Genomic DNA, 22,181 nt, shown 5'->3' with positions numbered 1-22,181 from the left:
CCGGGGAAATTAGACCACTGCATCCAGCCGGTCACTTAAGCGCCGGATCCCCCATGTTCATCTTCTTCCACCCCTGCAACAGCACCTGCGCCTTCGGCTCCTGCCCACTGTCGAGATACCACTGAATCAGCGACAACCGCGCGTTGCGGTTCGCCGGTTGTACCTTGAGCAAACCTTCCAGCACCGCGCACGCCTCATCGACCTTGCCGCTTTCATGCAGCGCCACCGCCAGCACATAACCGTACTGAGCGTTCTGCGGCTCCAGTTGCGCAGCTTTTTTCAGCGGTGACATGGCTTCGGTGGTCTTGCCGGCGCGGATCAGCGACAAGCCACGGGTGTGCTGCAACAGTGCGGCGTCCGGATGCTGCTTGAGGCTGTCATCCAACAGCGTCTGCGCCTCCTGGCCACGACCATTGGCCTCCAGCCATTGCACCAGCGTCACCAACGCCGGATAGAAATCCGGGTCGCGCTTGAGTGCCGAGCGCAGCAGACCTTCGACTTGCGAACCACGGCCATTGGCCTGATACAGCATCGCCAGATTCAGATTGGTCTCGGCACGTTCCAGCAGGCTTTTCTGCACTGCTTCGTACTCGGCAATCGCAGCCTCCCAATTGGCTTGCGCAGCGCCAAGACCATTGTTGCGCGCAACACTCAACAGATCCCGCGCAGCCACAATGCGCACGGCTTTCACTGGATCACCCAGTAGCGGCGACAACAATGGCGCACGCTCCGGTGGCGGCAGGAATGCACTGATCGCTCGCGCAGCGCTTTCACGTACTTGCGGCGCCGGATTCTTCAAGTCCTGGGTGGCCAGTTTCAGTGCCTGTTCGCTCGGGTACAGCGGCAATTCAGCGAGCAACGTCGCCCGTTGAATCGCTGGCAAATTGCTGCGCTGCAACTGCTCATATAGCGCATCCGCGGCGCCCGGCTGGCCGTTGCGGATCAACCACAGGCTTTCGTCATAACGCGGTGCCAGCGGCGCGGTAGAGGCGCTCCACAACTTGAACTGCGCGGTGACCTTGTCGCCAGTCTTGCCTTGATGGCAGGTCAGGCAGGCGTCCGGTGTGCCGAGCTTCTGCGCCCGTTCCGGGTTGGGAATGCTGAAGCTGTGGTCATGCCTGAAGTCATTGCCCATGTAGAACTTGCCGGGCATGTGACAATCGACGCACTGCGAACCGGGCTGGCCCATGGTGTGGCGCGTATGCTCGATGGAATCGTAGTTCTTCGCTTGCAGGCCTTTGCCGTCGACACCTTCGATTGAAGTCTTGCCAGCGGTGTTATGGCATTGCAGGCACACCGCGTTGCCCGGTGCCTTCAGCTCGTTGCTGTGCGGGTTGTGGCAGTTGCTGCAACGCACACCCTTGTCGAACATTTTGCTTTGCAGGAACGAGCCATGTTCGAACACCTCATCCTTGATCTTGCCGTCCAGCGCATACAGTTCGCGGGTGAGGGTGCTCGGCAGGTAGTCGTCCATCAGCCGCTTGCCGACGGTGTAGCCATCGCCCAACGGCGCTCGACGTGCATGGCAGCGGGCGCAGGTTTCGATCTCGACGGTGGCGTTCTTGTCCTTGAGGTCGACGTCAAACCCCTGATGAATCAGGTCAGTTTTTTTCTGCGTCCACTCCAGGTGATTCGAGGCCGGGCCGTGGCAAGCCTGGCAACCGACACCGAGGCTGTTCCACTGACTGTTGAAGGTGTTGCTGGCCGCATCAAAATTGCGCTTGAAGCCGGTGGTGTGGCACTCGACGCACATGAAGTTGGCGTTCTGGCTCGGCTTGCTCCAATGCAGCGGATTCTTGAAGTTGACGCCTTGGCCGGCATAGAGATGAAACCAGCGATGTTTCTCGGTATCCCAGGCCACGCCGAGCGCCTGCAAACGACCTTCGCCGACTTCGATCAGGTATTGCTGCAGCGGCGCGATGCCGAAGGTGTAGGCGACTTTGAAGTCGGCGTTCTTGCCGTCGATGCCGGGCGTATTGACCCAGAATTCATCGCCCTTGCGCGAGAAACGCGTGGTCTCGTTTTCGCCTTTGAAGGTGACGTTGTTGAAGTCGCCGAGCATCGTCTCAGCGTTCGCCGGCTGCATCGCCAATTGGTGATGTGAACCTTGCCAGTCCTTGACCTGTTCGCTGTGGCAGCCCTGGCATTGTTGTTCATCGACCATCGTCGCCGGTTTGCTCGCCACAACTGGTTGTGGCTTGGCAGCCGGGGCGACGGGGGCGCTGATCGGCGCGGGTTTCAACGGCGCCGGAGCAGGGCTGAACAGAAACCAGCCGATGCCCGCGACGGCGGCGAGCAGTACAGCGATGGTGATCGGGAACAGGTATTTTGAAATGGAAGGTTGCGTCGAATCAGGGTCAGGTTGTGCTGTTTTATTTTTATGCTTGGGCATTGCGACTTCCGTAGTCCAGGTGCATTTGCCGTCTGGCGTGCGTTCAAGCTCGATGCAGCTTTGCCGGATCATCGGCGTCTGTCAAATGACCCTTGTGATCCGTCGCGCAGGTTTGTGTGAATTTTGTGCTTTGCAATCGCAATTACTGAGGTTTTAGCTATACCTGTAACTCCCCCAGGCAAAGTTTTCGGCCTTCTGACAGGAGTTACAGCATGAAGCTAGCAGTGATGATGGGCACTCTGTGTTTTGCCACTCTCGCAGTGGTGGGTTGTTCCAGCAAAACCGTCGACCCGAAAGAGTACTCCGGCTTCCTCAAAGACTACAGCCAGCTCAAGGAGGCCAAATCGCCGTCCGGTGCCGAGGTCATGCGCTGGATCGATCCGAAGGTCGACATCAAGAAATTCACCAGTGTGTATATCGAGCCGACCCAGCTGTACCCGAAACCGCAACCGACCGCGAAGATCTCCCAGCAAACCCTCAATGGCATCACTTCCTACTACGATCAGGCACTCAAGCGTGAAATCGGCAAAGACCTGCCGTTGGCCACCGGCCCAGGCCCGGGCGTGATCGTGGTGCGTGCGGCGATCACCGCCGTGAGCAGCAAGACCGAAGGCCTGCACGCCTATGAAGTGATTCCGATTGCCCTGGTGGCAGCAGCGGTCAGCACGGCCAGCGGTATTCGCGATCAGGAAACGACATTGGCCACCGAAGCGGTGTTCCTTGATGGCGCGAACAACAAGGTTATCTCGCAAGTAGTGCGCAAAGGCACCGGCAAACCGTTGGAAAATGACTCGCAGGCGATGACGGCGAATGACGTCAAACCGGTGATCGATGGCTGGGCCTCGGACATGCGTCAGTCGTATCTGAAGCTCAAGGCTGCCAAATAAGTGCGCCCGGCCGGATTGTCCACGAGGACGGTCCGGCCGGTGCAACTCCTCAGAAGTTGGCGCGTGCCCGGCGGTTGTAGTGGCTGAGCAAGGCGTCGTAACCACGGGTGACGGCGTAGTAGTCGTCGCTCAAACGTTGCGGTTCGGCGTGTTCCTGCCAGTCCTTGTGCAGGGTGTTCAGCGCGTCGAGGTAATGCTGCGCGGGCTCGCTGATGTATTCCCACAGTTCCTTTGCGTCATCATCCTTGGTGCGGAATCCGCGCTCGCCGGTGCGAATGAAAGGCTCGCGGCGAGACCATGCCTGTTGCAGGCTGGCGGTGGTGTCCGCCACGGTTTGCGGTGTCAGCGTTTGGTGCTTCATCCCGTCTTCCAACTGCTCCAGCGTATTTCGGGCCTGAATCATGTAGGCCAGCAGCGACCAGTGGATCTCCTTGCCCATGCGCGCATCCAGCCGTTTCAGTTGTTCGCTGCGCTGGGCCATATCCAGCGCAAGAAGGTCTTTTCTCAAGGCCGCCGACGTTTGGAGGTAGTCAGCGATGGCGCTCAGGTACCGCTCCCGGTAGCCCCCTGACGGATTCGGGAACACGGAAACGAAGCTGGCACTTCTATCGAATCGTGAGGGCATCGATACTGTTGCCACGCCCTGCAGCGCTTTCGCATAGTCACGGGCGCGTTGCGAGAGTCCCGGCTGATAGCCCAGAAGATCGAGCTTCAGGTTCATGTTGGAAAGACAGACATCCTTCTGGATGTCCTGCACGATGCGCGCATCGCTGTCTTCGAAGTCCCGTGGCTCGGGGACCCAATTGGCGGCGGAATAATCCTTTGGCGGTTTCGGGTGTTTGTATTGCTCGTAGGCCACCTGCCAATGCACGTCGACTCGGTTGATGCAGGTGATGATCGGGCTTAGTGCGTTGGCCTGAGCAGTGACGGGCGCGTCGCGATTGTCCAGCCACAGGTCGAGTTGCAGGAACGGCGTGGTTGCCCCCGACAACCCCATCACCAGCAGTGCGATCAGTAGACCACTGACAAACATCATTCTCGAACTCATGGTTTTGCCTCCGCGCCATACCATTGCTCACGGGTAGCGGGTGCACCGCAGCCAGTCGCCGTGGCGGGCAGACGACTGCACAAACGCTCGGCCCAGGGTTGCAGTCCCTGATTGCGGGTCACCGTGTCTTTGCTGGCGATCACATTGAGCACGCCGAGTAAGATCACCAGGGCGACAACGCCGAGTACCGCCAGGCAAATCTTCAGCAGTGGATTGCGTTGTTCCCAGGACACGTGCGGTTCGATCTGACGCCGCCGGACCAGGCCGACCACCGCCAGCGTCGTTGCATAGACCACCCCGCCGACAGGACCGAATAGCCAAGTGAGTCCGGCGACCATCAGCGCACAGGGAATCAGGTCGCGAAGTACCCCGAATGGCGCCACGATCCCCGGACACAGCCGCTCGCTTAGCCAGTCATCCAGCAGCCAATAACGGTGCGCCAGATCGTGGGCCAGCCAATTGAGGCCGGCGGCAATTACGCCAAACACCACGATCGACACCATGAAAATATTGAACAAACCGGTGACGCGCAGCCCCAGCGGGATGAAATGGCTAAACGCACCGATCAGACAGGCCAGCACCACGCCAACGTAGGTCGGCCATTCACCGCGTTTCAGTTCCCAGTCGCGCCAGAAGAACGCGGTGCCACCGGGCAACGCTGCGCAGACCTTCGGATGATTGGCGTACAGCGCCGAACTCAAGTGTCGGCAATGCTCCCAATCTTTCTCACGCAGGCGCCGGGCCAATGCGCGGCGCTGGCTGAACGGGCCGCTGCCGAGCAACAGGCGGGCGGCGCGGTGTTCGGCGGTGGCGGGCGGCTCTTCGGCGAGTTGACGTTGCTGCGCGATAAACAGCGGTGCCTCGTAGCGAGCGGTCAGCCGCTTCCATTCATCTTTCGGGCAAAGGTTGGCCGGGCCGGAGTGCCAGCCTTGGCCAACGCACACCTGTTCGAAAATAGCGGAGGACCAGTATTCGCTGTCCAGCAGCAATCGACTCAGGTACAGGTTGAACCACTGCCGGTGCACTTCAGCGTCGAGCCAAAGGTATTGCGCGCACTGTGCGTAGGCCCGCAAAAAGGCTTCGCCGTCTTCGCGTTCGAGGGCATCACGCAATGGTCGAGTCATGCGATCACGCTGCTGATCGAGCAACAGTTCGATCGACTCTTCATCCAGCTCAAGCCGCTGCCAGGCACTGAACCAGTGATAGGTCTGCACCGCCCAATCGACCATCGGCGCCGATGCTTCAGGGTGCTCGATGCAATGCTGCAGCAGGGTTTCTTCGAGAATATGCGCACAACCCTGCTCAACGGCGAGGGCATGGCGCTGTTGCAACTGCGCAAGGCTGGTGCCGTGCAGCGAGCGCGTCGCCTGTTGCAAGGCATCGACTTCGACCACGGTCAGGCCGGTCAAATCCCAGCTGTCGTCCGGCGCTTCGTTGTCTTCGTGGACCTGCGCCCATTCCTTGTAATTCAGGGCTTGCTCATAGGCGTCACGCAGGCGCTGGAAGCCCTCAGCGTCTTCGTCCGGGCGGGTCTGTTTGAGCAGGGCGGCGTATTGGCGTTTGATACTGCGCGTATCGGCGTCGGCGGTAAGGCCAAGCACGGTCCAGCAACTCATTGCGTGTACAACTCCATGAAAACCTTCGACGCGGTCCAGTGGTGGCACTTTGATTGTGCGCACCCTACCTGTTTCGCGTCGAAAAGTCCTCAGCCACCATTCATTTGCCGACGAACCAGCGGAAATACGGGTTGCCGCCATCGCCGCGCATCACCTCGCCGATATCCCGTGCCCAGGCATCGCGGTCGCCGTCATAGGCATGCAGGCTGGCGCGATAGAACTGCATCAAGCGCTGGCGATGGCTTTCCATGCGTTCATTGAATCCGGCATCGGCATTCACCAGTGGCGGCGCCTGATACAGGTCCAACAGTGCCGGCAACACGCGTGTGATTTCCTTGCTGCGCACCCACGGCGCGTACTCGATGCGCGGTTGATCGTCGGTCACCGCAGGTGCATCGGCGGCAAAGCGTTCAAGCCCGGCGCGATCGGTGACCCAGGTCGCGAGCAGGGCAGCGGCCGAGCCGATACCGACGTCCTGCAGGGTGCTGCGCACGCTGTCCTGCTGGAAGCGCGCGGTGATTTTTGCGGCGTCCAGTTCCATCGGCTGCAGCGAACCGACCAGCAGCATCTCGTGGAATTCGCTGGTCCACAGCGAGGCATACGGGAACACATCAAGGAAGCTGCGCACCAGCGAACGCGAGTCGTCGATGTTCTGCGTCGGCAACGGCAGCCACTGCGCGACGATGCCTTTGTCCTCCAGGCGACTCGCCGCCAACTGATAGAAATCCCGCGAATACAGATTGACCACACCGGCCGCAGAGGGCGGTGGCGGTTCGAGGGTGATCAGGTCGTAGGTTTGTGCGCTGCGTAGCAGTTCCTGGCGCCCGTCGCGCAGACGCACATCGACGCCGGGATCGCTGGCGGCGTTGAAGTTGCCCTTGAACAACGGCGCGGCTTTGACCACTGACGGCAGCAACTCGGCGACCACCCGATGTTCCAGCCCCGGGTAGCGCAGCAGGGCGCCAGCGGTGATGCCGGTGCCGAAACCGATCACCAGTGTCGAGCGTGGCTCACCGTTGTGAATCAACAGCGGCAGCAAGGCTTGCACGCGCATGTAGCGCAGTGAAGGCATGGCGTCACCAGTGTTCGACACGCCTTGAATATACAAGCGATGGAAGGTGTTATCGCCGCGACCTTGAGCAACCACGGCCACGGTGCCACCGCGGCCTTCTTCGTAGAACGACAGAGTGCCATTGCGCGCACCGGGTAACAGGCTGGCGAGTTTGTCGACCGGGGTAAACACGGCAAACGCAACCGAGACCAGACCGAGGGCGACCACGGCCTGACGCCGGCCTTTCTTCACGTGATGACCTTTGCGCACAGCAAAGTAGCCGATGCCGGCGGCGATAATCGCCAGCAGGCCCAAGGTCCGCACCAGCCCCAGCAGCGGGATCAACAGGAAGCCGCAGAGCATCACCCCGACGATTCCGCCGAGGGTATTGAAAGCGACCACGGCACCCACATCCCGACCTACGCGTTCATGGCCGACACTCAAACGCAGTGCCAGCGGAAACGCCGCGCCAAGCAGCAGCGTCGGTACAAAGACAATGCTCAACGCTGCCACCGCGAAGCGTGCACTCATGCCGGCGAGTTCACTGGCGCCCAGACTCAACAGCCACATTTCCGCCTGACTTTGCGCGATCACCAGCCAGCGCCCGAGCACGGCGATTTCCAGCAACGCGATCAGGCCGGCGCCGGCAATCAGCAAGCCGAACACGCCCCACGGATCACGAATGCGCTCGACCCGCCGGGCGAGCAGGGCGCTGCCGATAAACAACCCGGTCAAATAGGTCGCCAGCACCACGGCAAACGCGTAGGTGCGAGTGCTCATGAACTGCACGATCGATTGCGACCAGACCACTTCATAACCGAGCGCCACGCCACCGGCGATGGAGTACAGCCACAGCGCGGTTCGATCCGGGGCTTTTTCCGCGTGGTGTTTGACGGTGGTGGTCAGGGGCGCCGGATGCTGCTGGGCCAGCCATAACGCACCGATGGCTGCCAGCAGATTGAGCATCGCCGCGAACAACGCGCTACCACGCACACCGAGGCTGGCGATCAACACGAACGCGGCGAGCAGGGTGCCGACAATCGCCCCCAAGGTATTCGCCGCATACAACTGACCGCCGGCCTTGCCCGGATCGGCGGCGAGCGAACGCACCAGCACCGGCAGGGTGCCGCCCATCAACACCGCCGGCAGGCCGACCAATGCGAACGGCAATATCCACGCGATCAGGCCGACATGCTCTTGCAGCCAGGCAAACGGACTGGCCGCCAGGCTCATGGCCACGGTCGCGCCGACGCCGAGAATCGCCACCAGCACTTCCAGCCCGGCATACAGCAACACCGGCTGCTGCAAGCGATCGGCCCAGCGCCCGAACAGCCAGCCACCGATAGCCAAGCCTGCGAAAAACGCACTGATACCGGTGGTGATCGCATACACCTCGACGCCGACCACCAGCGACAGTTGCTTGATCCACAGCACCTGATAGACCAGCGCCGCCGCGCCGGAGATGCACAGCAGCAGGGCGGGGAACAGCAGCGCGGGAGCGGCGGTATGCGAGGCGGGTATGGCCGACGGCTTGCTGGCGATACGTGAGGACATGCGGAGGCCTTAATTCAGAAGTGATTGTGACGGTGCTGGCCCCTTCGCGAGCAGGCTCCCACACTGGACCTGTGGCCACCACAAATCCCCTGTGGGAGCGAGCCTGCTCGCGAAGAAGCCGACACGGTCCCAAGTCAAAAAAAGGGCCGCCCGCCGGTGACGGCGAGCGGCAGTCGAGCGGTGTTACTGTGCAGCTTTCTGCTTCTCGGCGATCTTGGCATCAACTGCCTGCCGGATCTGGTCAATGCTGAAGCTTGCAGGGCGCTGACTTGGTGGATATTCGATGAAGGTCTGCAGGAACTCGGCTGCCTTCATCACGGCCACTTCGGTCAGGAAGACGTTTTTCGTCGCCCAGTCATAGTATTGATCGGAAACGATGTCCGCACGTTCGTACGGGTCCATGCGCAGGTTGAAGATCTTCGGTACACGCAGGCACACGAAAGGTTCGCTCCAGACTTTGAACCCACCCGGCGCTCGCTGTTCGCAGAACACTGCCTTCAGGTTGTCGTAGCGCATGGAAACCAGCACGCCGTCATCGTTGAAGTAGTAGAACTCTTTACGCTCGCCCTTGGGTTGTTGGCCGGTGAGGTAGGGCAACTGGTTATAACCGTCCAGATGCACCTTGAAGCTGGTGCCGCCGGAAACCGGTGACCAGCCCTTGAGCAGCTTGTCTTTGACGCCCGTGTCGCCAGCAGCGGCCAGCAGGGTCGGGAACCAGTCCAGGCCGGAGAACATCTCGTTGGAGACCTCGCCTGCCTTGATCTTGCCCGGCCAGCGGACGATTGCCGGAACCCGATAAGCGCCTTCCCAGTTGGAGTTCTTCTCGTTACGGAACGGCGTCGTCGCCGCGTCCGGCCAGGAGAACTGGTTCGGGCCGTTGTCGGTGGTATAGACGACGATGGTGTTGTCGGTGATTTTCAGGTCATCGAGGGTTTTCAACAGTTTGCCGACGTCACCGTCATGTTCAATCATGCCGTCCGCATACTCATTGCCGGCCATGCCGCTTTGGCCGCGCATCGATTCACGCACGTGGGTGAACAAGTGCATGCGCGTGGTGTTCATCCAGACGAAGAACGGTTTGTCCGCCTTGGCCTGTTTCTCAATGAACGCTTGTGCAGCCGCCGTGGTTTCGTCGTCGATGGTTTCCATGCGCTTGGTCGTCAAGGCGCCGGTGTCTTCGATCTTGCCATCAGCGAAGCTGTGAATCACACCGCGCGGAGTGAAGGCCTTGGTGAACTCCTGATTGTCCTTGGGCCAGTTGGGACGCTCTGGCTCTTCCTCTGCGTTGAGGTGATACAGGTTGCCGAAAAACTCGTCGAAACCGTGGTTGGTCGGCAAGTATTCGTCGCGGTCACCGAGGTGGTTCTTGCCGAACTGGCCGGTGGCGTAACCCTGCGATTTCAGCGCCTGGGCGATGGTAATGTCGCGCTTTTGCAGGCCGACCGTGGCACCGGGAAGGCCGACTTTCGACAAGCCAGTACGCAGCGGTGTCTGCCCTGTGATGAACGAGGATCGACCGGCGGTGCAGCTGTTCTCCGCATAGTAGTCGGTGAACATCATGCCTTCTTTGGCGATGCGGTCGATGTTCGGGGTCTTGTAGCCCACCACCCCCATCGAATAGGCGCTGATATTGGTCTGGCCGATGTCATCGCCGAAGATTACGAGAATGTTGGGTTTCTCAGCCGCTGTGGCAGTTGCCGACAGCGCCATGACCGAAGTCGCCACCAGGGCGAGTTTCGGTAGCCACTTGCGTATGCGAGTCATATGACTAGCTCCTTTTCGCGGGGGTCGTTTATTGCGACTAACGTTTATTGCAGTCCTGCATCACGCTTTCTTATTGCACCTGCCCGGTGACCGCAGGCTCGAACGGGTAGATCCGGCGCCACTCCGACGCCATGTCAACCACGGTCCAGCCACGGGAATTCGCTTCATCGAGGGCTTTGTCGAGCCGGCCGATATCGGATTGACGGTCATAGGCCCATTCGCGCTTGGCGTCGGTGTGGTGCACCAGGCCCATGAAGCGTTTACCGGAACCGGCGGCCGTCCACTGCAGCATCTGCAGGTCGCCGTCGGAGTTGCCGAAGGCGAGGATCGGCCGTTTGCCGATCACCGCATCAATGCTTTCCGGTTTGCCGGGGCCGTCGTCGTTGTGCGCCAGTTTCGCTGTGCGCACGATCGAGGCCTTGCCGTCCTTGTACTGAAATGACGTGATGAAGGTGGTGCCGATCACCTGTTCCGGCGGGATGCCGTAGACCTTCTCGGCGAAGGCGCGCATGAACCCGGTGTCGCCGCCGGAAACGATGTAGGTCTTGAAGTCCTGTTTGCGCAGGTAGTCGAGCATTTCCAGCATCGGCTGGAAGATCATCTCGGTGTACGGTTTGCCGGTCCTTGGATGCCGCGCCTGACTGAGCCAGGTTTTGGCGTAGTCATCGAAGGCTTCGGTGGTCATGCCGGTGTGGGTCGCCCCGACGATTTTCAGCAGGCCCTCCATGCCGGAAGCGGCCAGCGCCTTGTGATCGTTTTCCAGCACGGCTTTGAACGGCTGGGTAGTCTTCCACTCCGGATGCTGCGCGGCGTTGCGCTTGACCTCATCGAAGGCAAACAGCAATTCGAAATAGGCCGGTTGTTCGCTCCATAACGTACCGTCGTTGTCGAACACGGCGATGCGGTCGCCCGGTTTGACGAAGTCCTTGCTGGTCTGGTCGGTCACCGCCTGCACGAATTCGATAATGTTCTTCTTCGCCGGGCCGTCATTCCACGACGGCAGCGGCTCGCTGGCCTGAGCCAGCAATGGCAGGGCGAGGCCAAACAACAGGGCGAGTCCGAAACGTTGGCGTTGCCGTAGCGCAGTCGTCATGGGAAATCCTTCTCGTGAACGGGGTTGAGCGGGCGCAGGGCCGAGGCCGGTTTCGCGTGCTGCTGTTCGGCCTGACTGTGAAGCGTAGTCAATGATTCGCGCAGTTGAACGAGTGTTTGCTCGGTGCTTGGCTGACGACCATAAAGCCCGCGTAACAGCCCTTGCAGGCGCGGGCCCGCGTCGACCAGTTTCAGCCCCAGCCGACTGCGGCGCAGCCACAGGTACAGCGCGCTCAATTGCGCAGGTCGCGCTTGCAGTTGTGCGTTGACTTGCTGCCAGGCGAAGTCAGGGGATTGCTGCCATGCCCGTAGTTGCGCCTGGCGGCGTACTTGCCACTGTTGCCGGGCGCGGTTAAACGCTGGACGCAACAGATAAGCGGCACCGACGACCGCCACGATCAGGGTCAGCCACCACAGCCAGCGTGTAGAGAAGTGCAGGCGATTCTGGCCGAGTTGCTTGAGGTCTGCGCTGATCGAAAAGACCGCTTTGTAAGGCGTGCCGGCTGCTGCTTCGAACGTCACCGCCGGCACTTGCGCGGTGCGCGATTGGCTAGTGCCGGCGTCCCACCATTTCACCTCGATGGCCGGCAACGTGTGCGAGCCGGCCTTGTCGATGCGGTAGCTGACGCTGTCGATGCGCTGACCGCCGAGGATGTCACCGCGACCGTCGTCCAGAGCGGTGACTTGCGGGGTTTTCGCATAGCGGCTCAGACCGGGAACATCACCGAGCATTGGAATCGGCAGGGCCATGGCCAGTGCGCCGTCCGCTTGCAGGGTCAGTTGGCGGGTGATGCTGTCGCCGACTTTCAACGGCGTCGCCGAGTGGGTGATGCTCTGAGTGAAACGCAAACCGTTGACCACCAGCGGTGTTTCCCCGGGTTTGAAGCCGGGCGGCTGGGCCGCGCTGAACTGCACCGGTTGGCTCTGCGCACTGATTTCTGTCGTGGCCTGACCGGGTGTGGCGCGCACGGTCAGCGCCGGAATGTCGAAGCTGCGCGCGACGTTCGGGGTAATCAGGTAGCTGTAGCGCAAACCGCTGAAGGCCTGACCGTCGATGGTTTGATTGAGATGCTGCGCCTGACCGTCCGGCGGCATGACCAGGGCGCCGTCGAGCTTCAGGTCGGGCAGGGTGGCGGCGCTGGTGAACCAGGTGTCGGTGAGGACGTCGATTTGCAGCTCGACCAGACCGCCAACCATGGCGCCTTCGGCGGGTTGCAGGTGGGCCTGGACTTTGAGTTGGGGTTCGGCGGCGAAAGCATTGAGGCTGAGCAGACTGGCCAGGAACCAGAAGCTGATTCTTGTAGTGATCAATCTGGCCCCATCGCTGGCAAGCCAGTTCCCACAGGGTTTTATGGTGTTCACAAAATCGGTGATAACACCGGAGTTCCCTGTGGGAGCTGGCTTGCCAGCGATGGCGGTAGTAGGGGTTAGGCGCTTCATGGCCTGGCTCCCTGCTGATCCTGCAAGCTGAACTTCTGCCGGAGAAACTTCGCCGGCGAGGTGGTCAGGTTCTGCAGCCACAAGGCATCGGACGCAGCCTGCTCGGTCTCGACCTTTTTGCTCTGACCCTTACCCGGCGCCTTATCGAATTTCACCTCATCGGGCTTGGTCTCCGGGGCGTTTTTCTCGGCGCTTTCGGTGTCCTTGAGCAGCGCTTGCGCCAGCGCCAGATTGGCCGTGGCTTCGGGGAACTGCGGTTGCAGCTTCAAGGCCTGGGTATACGCGGCGATGGCTTCATCGAACTTGAAGCGGCGCACGTAAATATTGCCCAGATAGAAATACGCCTGCGGCGTGTCGAGCCGCGCGAAGGTCGCCAGCGCCAAGTCGTAGTCGGCTGCGTGATACGCCGCGACACCTTTCCAGTACGGATCGACAAACAGCGCGGCAGCCTGCGGCAAATGCTCATGTTCGAACGCCCAGCGACCTTGCTGGTCGCGGGTGAAAAACGCATCGGTCAGGGCGTTGGCCTGCGCCGGTGCTGCTGGCCAGCCCAAGCCAATCGCCAGTGCCAGCGCGGGCATCCAGTTGACGCTCCAGCCCTTGCGCACATTGCACAGCGCCAACAGCAACAACGGCCAGCACAGCCAGTAACCGGCGTCTTTCCAGTGCAGTTCGCGCTGCTCGGCGCTGGCACTCTGAAAATGCTGCTGCGCGTGCAACTCGATCCAGTCCAGATCATCGTCATTGACGCTCAGGCTGCCCAGTGGCGCATCGAGGGCGGAGGCCAGTTGCTTGATTGCTGCCGGATCGAAACGGCCCAGTGCCGGGCGCCCGTTGGCATCGGTGCGCGGCTGGCCGTTGGCATCATGAATGATGCCGCCGTCCTCACTGCCAACGGCCAATACCAGCACTTGCAATGGACTGTCGCCCACACGCTGGTCGAGGCCGTCGAGTTCTGCGGTGTCAGCGCCGTCAGTGATCAGCAGCAGGCTCCCGGGTGTTTTTTCGGCATTGAGCAAGCGTTTCGCCTGATCGATCACCGCGCCGACGTCTTTGCCCGGTTTGTCGATCAATCCGCTGCCCAAGGCTTGAATGAAGGTGTCGAGCAGCGCCGGATCATCGGTCGGCGGCAACACCAGATGGGCGCTGCCGGCGTAAGCGATCAGTGCGGTACGGGCGCCGGCGCGGCGCTGGATCAGGTCGTGCAGTTTGTGTTTCGCCGCTTCCAGTCGACTCGGCTGCACATCGCTGGCGTCCATCGATGGCGACAGGTCCACGGCGACAATCAACGGCGCACGATTTTCAAGGAAGTCCGGTCGATCCTGTTCCCAGGTCGGTCCGGCGGCGGCGACGGCGCCGAGGATCAACAGTGCGCACAGCAGGTGCACCGGGCGCAGGCGCTGATGGTCCTGCGGAGTCACCAGCAGATGCGGCAACAAGTGCTCGGCGATATTGCCGCGCAGCCGTCGTTGCAGGTCGCGACCACGCCGCCAGAGCAGCGGCAGCACGGCACCGAACAGTGCGAGCAGCAGCCATAGGGGGCGGAGGAAATGGAAGTCACTGAGGTTGATTTCCATCTCAGGCCTCCTGCCGCTGACGGGCAAACGCCAGACGCACACGCAGCAGCGCGCCGAGGTGATACAGCCCCAACAGCGCAACCGCCGCGCCCAGCGGCCAGTAGAACAACTCGCGTTGTGGTTGATGGCTAAGGGTTTTCACCTGGTGTGGCGTGAGGCGATCGAGGGTGCTGTAGACCTGATCCAGCGCGTTGCGGTCTTCGGCGCGGAAGAACTGGCCGCCAGTGGTTTTGGCGATCTGTTCCAGCGCCGACAAGTTGACCTTGGCCTCACCGGACGCGCTCGGGTCACCGATGCCGATGGTGTGAATGATCACGCCTTTGTTGGCGGCCATTTCAGCGGCGTGATCCGGGGTGATCGCGCTGCTGGTGTCGTTGCCGTCGGTAAGCAGGATCAGCACTTTCTCCTGCTCGTGGGCCTTGTCCAGCAGCTTCAGGCTCAAACCGATCGCGTCACCGATCGCGGTGTTGGGGCCGGCCATGCCGATACCGGTGTCGGCCAGCAGCAGCGAGAGGCTGGCGTGATCGAGGGTCAGCGGCGCCTGCGGGTAGGCGCCGGTGCCAAACACGATCAGACCGAGGCGGTCGTCCTTGCGCTTGTCGATAAAGCCTTGCACCACCTCTTTGACGGCGGCGAGGCGATTGATCTTTTCACCGTTGGCGTTGGTGAAATCTTCGGTTTCCATTGACTGCGAGAGGTCGATGGCGAGCATCAGGTCGCGTACCGGTTGTTGCCGTTCGATGGGTTTTTCCACGAAAACCGGGCGTGCGGCGGCCAACAAAATCAAAGCCCAGACCAGAACATTCAGCAGCAGTTGCCAGTGATTGCGGCGGTTGCCGACGATGCCCGGGGCCTCACCGACCGCGCGGCTCATGGCTGCGAAAAACGGCACACGCACGGCACTGCGGGCCTCGTTGTAGGCGGGCAGATAGCGGTAAGCCAGCCAAGGTAATGGCAGCAGAAGCAACAGCCAGGGGTAATCAAGCTGCCACATGGTGATGCTCCATCCAGTATTGGCAGGTGTCGAACAGCGCCAGGCGTTGCGGCGCGGGGAGGGCGCGCAAGGTGTCGTCGGGGGCGTAGGCGAGTTGCGCGAGTTGTTCGCTGAAATCGGCCGGTAGCGGCTTTTTGCAGTGGCGCTGCAAGTAGCCTTGCCAATCCTCCCTCCCCAACGCCGCAGGACCCTGTAGGAGTGAGCCTGCTCGCGATGGCGTCCGGTCAGTCGATGCATGTGTTGAACGTGATGACGCTATCGCGAGCAGGCTCACTCCTACAGGGATCGGGTTCCACTTTGGGGATTGTGTGGGCATCGAGAGGGCGACGCGCTTGAGCAGTTCCGGCAGTTCGCGCAAGGCATTCAAGTCATCACTACGGCTGCGCAACTGCGTCAGACGTGCCAGGCCTTCGCGCCGATAAGCGTCCCTGCGCCATTGCCAATAACGCCGAATGCCGATCAACAACGCGGCCAATATGAGCAGGGCGAGCAACACCCACCATCCCCACGTCTGCGGCGCATAACTGACCGGCTCGGGCAGGCCCAGCTCTTTGAGCTGTTCAATGCTTGGGACATTCGGGTTCATCGCCGTGCTCCGGCACTTTTACCCAGCTCGGCGCGCAGTTGCGCATGGGCTTCTTCGGCGGTACTGAACATCATCAGCGGCACCTGACTGCGGCGCAGCAAAGTGGCGACGTCTTTCAGCCGGCCGCTGAGAAAATCCCCCAGCGGTTGGTGCACGTTGCGTTTTTCCACCGCCAGTTCCACTTGCAATTCGCCTTGGGTAACCAGCAGGCGACCATTGCTCGGCAGCTTCATCGCCAGCGGGTCGTAGACCTGCAGCGCAATCACATCGTTGTGCGCCGACAATTGCCGCATCAGTTGCAAGGTTCGTTCACCGGCCCCGGCGAAGTCGCTGACGATGCAGATCAAATGGTCGTGTCCGGCCAAGGCGAGGCAGCGTTGCAAGACCTTGTCCAGTTGGTCTTCGTCTTCGGCGTCGGGATTAGCCGCGCTCAGTGCCTGATTCTGTTCGGCGATGCGACTGAGCAAGGCTTCCACACGTTTACGGCTGCGCAACGGTGCGATGCTGTCGATACGCTGATCGTTGAACACCAGTCCGCCAACCCGGTCGCCGGCGTTGAACACCATCCACGCCGCCAGTGCCGCGAGTTCGGCGCCGAGGGCGGATTTGAAGCTGCGTTGCGAGCCGAAGAACATCGACATGCGCTGATCGACGACGATCAACGCCGGGCGGTCGCGCTCTTCGGTGAAGGTACGCACCACCGGTTTGCCGGTGCGCAGCGAGGCGCGCCAGTCGAGGTGACGCAAGTCGTCGCCCGGCTGATAGCGACGCAGCTCATCGAAATTCAAGCCACGCCCGCGCAGGCGCGAAGCATGGTTGCCGGCGAGGATGCTGCCCCGCGGCTGTCGTGCAAGAAAACTCAGGTCACGGGCCTTGAACTCCAGCGCCATCAATTGCGCGAGAGAGACGTAGACCAGACCTTCGTCGTTCATGCCGGAATCGCCACTTTGTCGAGAATCCGGTCGAGCACCTGATCGGCACTCACGCCGTCGGCCACCGCGTCGTAGCTCAATTGCAGACGATGGCGCAGCACCGGATGCACCACCGCGCGCACGTTGTCCGGCGAGACAAAGTCCTGACCCTGCAACCACGCATCGGCACGTGCGCAACGGTCCAGGCCAATGCCGCCGCGAGGACTGGCACCGATGGCAATCCAGCGCGCGAGGTCTTCGTCGTAATCGGCGGGGTGACGGGTGGCGTTGATCAGGTCGATCAGGTAGCTGTCGATGGCCGGAGAGACATGTACCGCGCTGACTTCCTTGCGCGCAGCGAAGATCACCTCCTGCGGCAGGCTGAAACCTTTGGCTGACGTGGTGCTCGCGCCTTGGGCGAACTCTTCGTTGCGCAGCAGGCGCAGCACCTGACTTTCGTTTTCCGCGCTCGGGTAGTCGAGCAGGACTTTCATCAGAAACCGGTCCATCTGCGCTTCCGGCAGCGGATAGGTGCCTTCCTGTTCGATCGGGTTTTGCGTCGCCACCACAATAAACAGGTCGGGCAGGGCATGGCTGTTGCCGGCCACCGTAATCTGGCGCTCTTCCATAGCCTCAAGCAACGCCGCTTGCACTTTGGCGGGGGCGCGGTTGATCTCGTCGGCGAGGATCAGGTTGCCGAACAGCGGCCCCGGCTGAAAGCGGATTTCGTTTTTGCCTTCGACCTGATGCAGCACCTCGGCCCCGGTGATGTCCGAGGGCAGTAGATCCGGGGTGAACTGGATGCGGCTCATCTTCGCGTCGAGGTGTTTGGCCAGCGCCTTGACCGTGCGGGTCTTGGCCAGCCCCGGCAGACTTTCCAGCAGCAAGTGACCGTTGGCCAACAGGCCGAGGAGGATCTGGCGGATCACCTGATCCTGGCCGAGTACGGCTTCGGCGATGCTGGCTTGCAGGGCGTTGAGGTCGGTAAGCGCAGTCATGGGGGCAGTCCTTTGTGTCCGGTCTAGAAAAAGGCCAGGGTCAGGTTGACGCTGAAGCCGTTGCCTTCAGGGCGGTTCTTGGTGTCGAACTCCGGTACCCAGCGCGCACTGATATTGGCTTGGGCGTCGGCGAATTTACCGGTCCAGCCCACGACCGGGCCGGCGCCTACAGAGCGTCCGCGATAACCATTGAAGGTGTCGGCGGTCTGGCCTTTGTCATCGGTGAGTTGCTGGATGTAGCCGGCCGCAACACCCGCGCTCCAGCCATCGCCAAAACCATGGGTCCACAGTGCGTCGAGGGTGAAGATGTTGCCGTTGCGATAGTCGGTGGCGTCGTTCTCGGTATAGAACTCAAGACCGCTGGACAGCGTGAGTTCGCCGCCCTTGCCATCCAGATGCGTGAACGCCACCGTTGGCATGAAGGTGTAGTTGTTCTGTCCCGGGTTGGCCAGACGATCCTTGTTGTAGGCGCCGGTTGGCACGTAGATCGGCAGCGAAAACGAGATGTGGTTGAGCTCATCGAAGTGATAGCCGGCGGCAATCGGCGTGATCAAGGCGTCGGCGAATTGCGTGCCGGAATCGCTGTCCCCCAGGGTGCGCCCACGCGGGCCGGTGATGCTGGCTTTGATGTCGGTGTATTGCACCGGCACACCGATTGCCGAGGCGTAATTCCATGGGCCTTTGCCGGTGTCCCAGACGTGGGTGAAGTTGCCCATGGTGTAGGAGACTTTCATGTCGATCCCGCCGCTGACTGCGCCGGAAATCGGTGCACCGTCACTGCCCTTGAGCGAGCCGTCGTACCAGATGCTGGTGAGCGACATGACCCAACCCGGCTCGGGTGGGACGATCCCGGCGTTGGAAAACACCTGCTGGCCGGTGATCGGGCGGCCGACACCGCCCTCTGCTGCGTAAAGCAGAGGACTGCCGATCATGCACAGCGCCAACAGCGGGCGCACAACGTTGGGCTTGATCATCAATAACTCCGCTTATTGTTTTGAATTGATCGGGTTGAGCAACGGCATTTTCCATTCACCGCTGGCGACTTCTGGTTTCGGCATATCAAGGCGAACAATCTCCTGTGCCGACCCGTTTGGCGTCGTGGGGCGGTTGGGCTGCTGGGCGCCGACACCACAGCTGACAAACATGATCATCAGGCCGTATCCAATGGCTTTGAAAATAGCGTGCATGGCGTTTTCCTTATTTGCCGAATGTCACATTGATACCCGTGTACATAACGAACTGCGGCAGCCCGTCGCCCTTGCGGTCGACCGTCCACTGCGGCTCGACGAAAGCGTTGAGGATGTTGCTGCCGGACTTCCAGGCTTTGCCAACACCCAGACCGAGCGGGATGTAGTGGGTGTCGTTTTTCAGGTCGAAAGTCCAGGTGCCGGTCGAGCGCAGGTACCAGCCTTTTTCCAGGTTATGGATGATGAACGGCTGCATGGTTGCGCTCTCGACGTGCGGGCGATCGTTGTCACCGGCAAACGAACTCTGGTACTGCACCAGCGCGCCGAGCAGTCCGCGCGGCGAGGCGTCGATGGCCACGGCGGCGAGGCCACCTTGCCATTTGCCGGTACCGAGTTCGTCCTGTTCGGCGGTCGGCGCAGTGATCAACGGGCCAATGCCCAATTGCACGCCTTCGGTTTTCAGAATGAAGATATCGAACAGGTTCAGATCGCCGATGCCGGTGCTGTAACCGTTGTGCGGATCGGGGCGGGTGCTGATCGGTAGCGTGGCGCGGACCAGTTGCGGCACGCCGATGAAATCGTTGGGCGCAATCGGCAGGGTGCCGCGCAGCAACACGTCATTGCTGTGCGCATTGCTGTCGTAGAGTTTCGGAGTGTAGTAGTCCTGCAGATTGGCGCCGGGCGCCACGTTCAACGGGTTGTTGCTTTTGTTCGAGTCCTCGGCGTTATCCGCCTGCACGCCACACGCAGCCGCCAGCGCACTGGCCAGAAAAAGAGTCTTCCCCACTCGATTGAACATCATCCCCGATTCCCTGGTGGCTTCTGGATACTCGGCACTTCTCGGCCGTTACGGCGTAATCCCTTTCTTATCAAGCCTGTAGGACACGTCTGAATGACGCTAGCAGCTAATCGGGAGTTAGCCAGCCGAATGGATTAATTCTTTGGTTTTGTGTACGGGTTCACAGGTGATTGTGTACCAACTATTCCATTGCTTACGGTGTAGGAGCTGTCGAGTGAAACGAGGCTGCGATCTTTTGATCTTGGTTTTGTGGATCAAAATCAGAGAATCGTCCGGTCGCGGTTTGAGCTCTCGGCAACGCCTACCCATACGTATTTCAATTCGGGATGTTTAAAGGTTGTTTTGATTTTGCGGAACGTTCCCACAAGGTTTTCAGGTTGTCCGTCGGACGTCGGGTCTCTAGCCTGTGTTCGTCGCTGCCAAATCAGCGACCGGGACTGGAAACCCCGACGGGTATTAGTGGCGCGTACACGCCTTTCATAACGTATCCTTGCGCACTTCAAATGTGTGCACTCCGTTATGGCGGCTGTGCGCGGGAGACCTTCGGGTCGACCGGGTCGCCGCTGCCCGGGTTTCCAACCTGCGTACAGCTGCCACCTCTTCGTCCGGAAACCGAATGGGACAGCTCCAACTTTCAGCGGAGTTACACCATGAAAAAACCAACACCCAACCCCCCAGAAGCAGAAGCCGACACTACATCCCCCTACGCCTCGGTCGACAGTAAAAAGCTCCACGAAGCCGCCGACCGCGCCCTCGATTTCTACCTCAACCCCTCCGCCCACATCATGTCCAGCGCCAACGAGCCGGAACCCATGTACCTCGCCAACCCCAGGTACAACACCGAATCCCTGCTTGCCAACGCCAGCGAAACCCTCGGCTCGGCCAGCGAAATGCTGATCAACTTCGCCGCCTCGCTGGAAACCTCGCAGCGCAAGACCGCATTGGGCATCGCACAAGTCGTCATGCTGGGTGAACTGGCCGTCAACCAAGCCCTCGATCACGTCGAACTCAATGACTGATCTCTGTTGAATGATCGTTCCCACGCTCTGCGTGGGAATGCAGCCCTTGACGCTCTGCGTCAAATTCGCAAGCTGGAACGCGGAGCGTCCCTTGAGGCGTTCCCACGCAGAGCGTGGGAACGATCAAATGAAATAACCAAGGATGATCTGGCCGAGATCATCCGCTCTATGCCCGACTGATCGATTGTGTAACAGCCTCGTTTCGCTCGACATCTCCTGTAGGCGACTGGATGTATTTACACCCTGTCAGGTTTGACAGTTGTCGGGACTAGAGGAAGGGCGTTTGATGGTTGAGTGACGCGCAGAAGTCTGGCATGCGCGAAGTAAATGAAAGGAAGATGAATATGGAGACGGGAACAGTGAGGTGGTTCAGCGATGAAAAGGGGTTCGGCTTTATTACATCAGATGGAGGGGGCGAGGATCTGTTTGCGCACTTTTCTGCGATTAGTTCCAGTGGAGTTAAAACGCTAAAAGAAGGTCAGAGGGTTTCGTTCGAGGTTATGCAGGGGCCCAAAGGTCCGCAAGCTGCAAATATCCAACCGATCTGAACAGCACTGCTTTTGCAGGCGCTGCCGAAGGTTGGGATCTTTTAATGTTGATCTGGAGAAACAAGATCAAAAGATCGCAGCCTTCGGCAGCTCCTACAGCTGCGAGTAGGTTCAGCCGTTTTTCTTGGCCTGTTCGCGGATGCGCTCTTCCTGTTCTCGCGCTTCGGGGGTGAATTCGGCGCCGAAGTCTTCGGCAGAAAATATCTGACGGATTTCAATATCGGACTCGCCCGGCATTGGATTAGGGCAGCGCTTGACCCATTCGATGGCTTCTTCTTTCGATTTCACTTCCCAGATCCAGTAACCCGCCACCAATTCTTTGGTCTCGATGAACGGCCCGTCGATGACCGTGCGTTTGTCACCGGAGAAATGCACGCGAGCGCCTTTGCTGCTCGGATGCAGGCCATCGCAATCAATCAGAATACCGGCCTTGACCAGTTCTTCGTTGAAGTTGCCCATGGCGGTGATCAGTTCTTCGCTGGGCATGATGCCGGCTTCCGAGTCGGCGTTGGCTTTTACAAGGATCATGAATCGCATGGCGTTTACTCCGTGGATTGTGGGGATTCGTTGTTTAGTCGAACGAGCCACACTTGAATCGACAGGGTCTCTGGTAAAAGTGCGGAGAATTTTTCACACCGCAGATCTCATTGTAGGAGTGAGCCTGCTCGCGATGGCGGTGGGTCATATACGCAGATGTTGACTGACAGACCGCTATCGC

General features: G+C 60.4%; 19 protein-coding genes. 3 read left to right on the top strand and 16 right to left on the bottom strand.

Annotated features, from left to right (window positions below; all coding sequences use genetic code 11):
* Positions 1-31: 31 nt before the first annotated feature.
* On the bottom strand, positions 32-2,392 hold the full coding sequence (locus tag PMI23_RS14955) for a tetratricopeptide repeat protein (RefSeq protein WP_007914411.1): 2,361 nt from the start codon (positions 2,390-2,392) through the stop codon (positions 32-34).
* Between the two features lie 212 nt (positions 2,393-2,604).
* On the opposite strand from PMI23_RS14955, the gene PMI23_RS14950 reads away from it, so the two are divergent.
* Positions 2,605-3,279, top strand: a complete 675-nt coding sequence (locus PMI23_RS14950) for a DUF3313 domain-containing protein (protein ID WP_007914409.1) — start codon at positions 2,605-2,607, stop codon at positions 3,277-3,279.
* A 49-nt stretch (positions 3,280-3,328) separates the two neighbouring features.
* Here the strand turns inward: PMI23_RS14950 and PMI23_RS14945 are convergent, their stop codons facing one another.
* From PMI23_RS14945 to PMI23_RS14880, 14 genes are all read right to left on the bottom strand, one after another.
* Positions 3,329-4,327 carry a DUF3829 domain-containing protein gene (locus tag PMI23_RS14945; protein ID WP_007914407.1) on the bottom strand — a complete coding sequence of 333 codons (999 nt, stop codon included), beginning with the start codon at positions 4,325-4,327 and terminating at the stop codon, positions 3,329-3,331.
* Complete coding sequence (locus tag PMI23_RS14940; protein ID WP_007914405.1) at positions 4,324-5,943, bottom strand: J domain-containing protein; 1,620 nt, start codon at positions 5,941-5,943, stop codon at positions 4,324-4,326. Before PMI23_RS14940 ends, PMI23_RS14945 begins: the two co-directional genes overlap by 4 nt.
* 100 nt (positions 5,944-6,043) lie before the next feature.
* A complete protein-coding gene (locus PMI23_RS14935; protein WP_007914403.1) occupies positions 6,044-8,548 on the bottom strand; it encodes a fused MFS/spermidine synthase in 2,505 nt (834 codons plus the stop codon).
* A gap of 183 nt (positions 8,549-8,731) precedes the next feature.
* The gene (locus PMI23_RS14930) at positions 8,732-10,312 is read right to left on the bottom strand and encodes an arylsulfatase (RefSeq protein ID WP_007914401.1); all 1,581 of its coding nucleotides are present in this window, start codon (positions 10,310-10,312) and stop codon (positions 8,732-8,734) included.
* Between the two features lie 70 nt (positions 10,313-10,382).
* The gene (locus tag PMI23_RS14925) at positions 10,383-11,405 is read right to left on the bottom strand and encodes an HAD family hydrolase (RefSeq protein WP_007914398.1); all 1,023 of its coding nucleotides are present in this window, start codon (positions 11,403-11,405) and stop codon (positions 10,383-10,385) included.
* Positions 11,402-12,844, bottom strand: coding sequence for a BatD family protein (locus tag PMI23_RS14920; protein WP_007914395.1), 1,443 nt, complete (start codon positions 12,842-12,844; stop codon positions 11,402-11,404). The genes PMI23_RS14925 and PMI23_RS14920 overlap by 4 nt, the downstream gene beginning before the upstream one ends.
* On the bottom strand, positions 12,841-14,421 hold the full coding sequence (locus PMI23_RS14915; RefSeq protein WP_007914393.1) for a VWA domain-containing protein: 1,581 nt from the start codon (positions 14,419-14,421) through the stop codon (positions 12,841-12,843). The genes PMI23_RS14920 and PMI23_RS14915 overlap by 4 nt, the downstream gene beginning before the upstream one ends.
* A 1-nt stretch (position 14,422) precedes the next feature.
* A complete protein-coding gene (locus PMI23_RS14910) occupies positions 14,423-15,415 on the bottom strand; it encodes a vWA domain-containing protein (protein WP_007914391.1) in 993 nt (330 codons plus the stop codon).
* Positions 15,402-16,001 (bottom strand): DUF4381 domain-containing protein, encoded by a 600-nt coding sequence (locus tag PMI23_RS14905; protein ID WP_007914388.1) that lies wholly within the window; start codon positions 15,999-16,001, stop codon positions 15,402-15,404. The genes PMI23_RS14910 and PMI23_RS14905 overlap by 14 nt, the downstream gene beginning before the upstream one ends.
* Positions 15,998-16,933, bottom strand: coding sequence for a DUF58 domain-containing protein (locus PMI23_RS14900; RefSeq protein ID WP_007914387.1), 936 nt, complete (start codon positions 16,931-16,933; stop codon positions 15,998-16,000). Before PMI23_RS14900 ends, PMI23_RS14905 begins: the two co-directional genes overlap by 4 nt.
* A complete protein-coding gene (locus PMI23_RS14895) occupies positions 16,930-17,910 on the bottom strand; it encodes an AAA family ATPase (RefSeq protein WP_007914385.1) in 981 nt (326 codons plus the stop codon). Before PMI23_RS14895 ends, PMI23_RS14900 begins: the two co-directional genes overlap by 4 nt.
* Before the next feature lie 23 nt (positions 17,911-17,933).
* Positions 17,934-18,884: a SphA family protein gene (locus PMI23_RS14890; RefSeq protein WP_007914383.1), complete on the bottom strand. Its 951-nt coding sequence runs from the start codon at positions 18,882-18,884 to the stop codon at positions 17,934-17,936.
* Positions 18,885-18,896: 12 nt separating this feature from the next.
* Positions 18,897-19,097, bottom strand: a complete 201-nt coding sequence (locus PMI23_RS14885; RefSeq protein ID WP_007914381.1) for a hypothetical protein — start codon at positions 19,095-19,097, stop codon at positions 18,897-18,899.
* Between the two features lie 10 nt (positions 19,098-19,107).
* Positions 19,108-19,896 carry a hypothetical protein gene (locus tag PMI23_RS14880; RefSeq protein WP_007914379.1) on the bottom strand — a complete coding sequence of 263 codons (789 nt, stop codon included), beginning with the start codon at positions 19,894-19,896 and terminating at the stop codon, positions 19,108-19,110.
* A gap of 650 nt (positions 19,897-20,546) precedes the next feature.
* Here PMI23_RS14880 and PMI23_RS14875 point away from each other — a divergent pair.
* Both PMI23_RS14875 and PMI23_RS14870 read left to right on the top strand, forming a co-directional pair.
* Positions 20,547-20,915 (top strand): DUF6124 family protein, encoded by a 369-nt coding sequence (locus PMI23_RS14875; RefSeq protein WP_007914378.1) that lies wholly within the window; start codon positions 20,547-20,549, stop codon positions 20,913-20,915.
* Between the two features lie 338 nt (positions 20,916-21,253).
* Positions 21,254-21,463, top strand: a complete 210-nt coding sequence (locus PMI23_RS14870) for a cold-shock protein (protein WP_443200711.1) — start codon at positions 21,254-21,256, stop codon at positions 21,461-21,463.
* A 111-nt stretch (positions 21,464-21,574) separates the two neighbouring features.
* On the opposite strand, the gene PMI23_RS14865 is transcribed toward PMI23_RS14870, so the two are convergent.
* Complete coding sequence (locus PMI23_RS14865; RefSeq protein WP_007914374.1) at positions 21,575-22,000, bottom strand: YciI family protein; 426 nt, start codon at positions 21,998-22,000, stop codon at positions 21,575-21,577.
* Positions 22,001-22,181 lie beyond the last annotated feature (181 nt).

Origin of the sequence: Pseudomonas sp. GM24 (assembly GCF_000282235.1) — a bacterium.
Classification (GTDB): Bacteria; Pseudomonadota; Gammaproteobacteria; order Pseudomonadales; family Pseudomonadaceae; genus Aquipseudomonas.
Note: the sequence above shows the minus strand (reverse complement) of the source record. Positions and strands in the feature narration are given on the sequence as shown.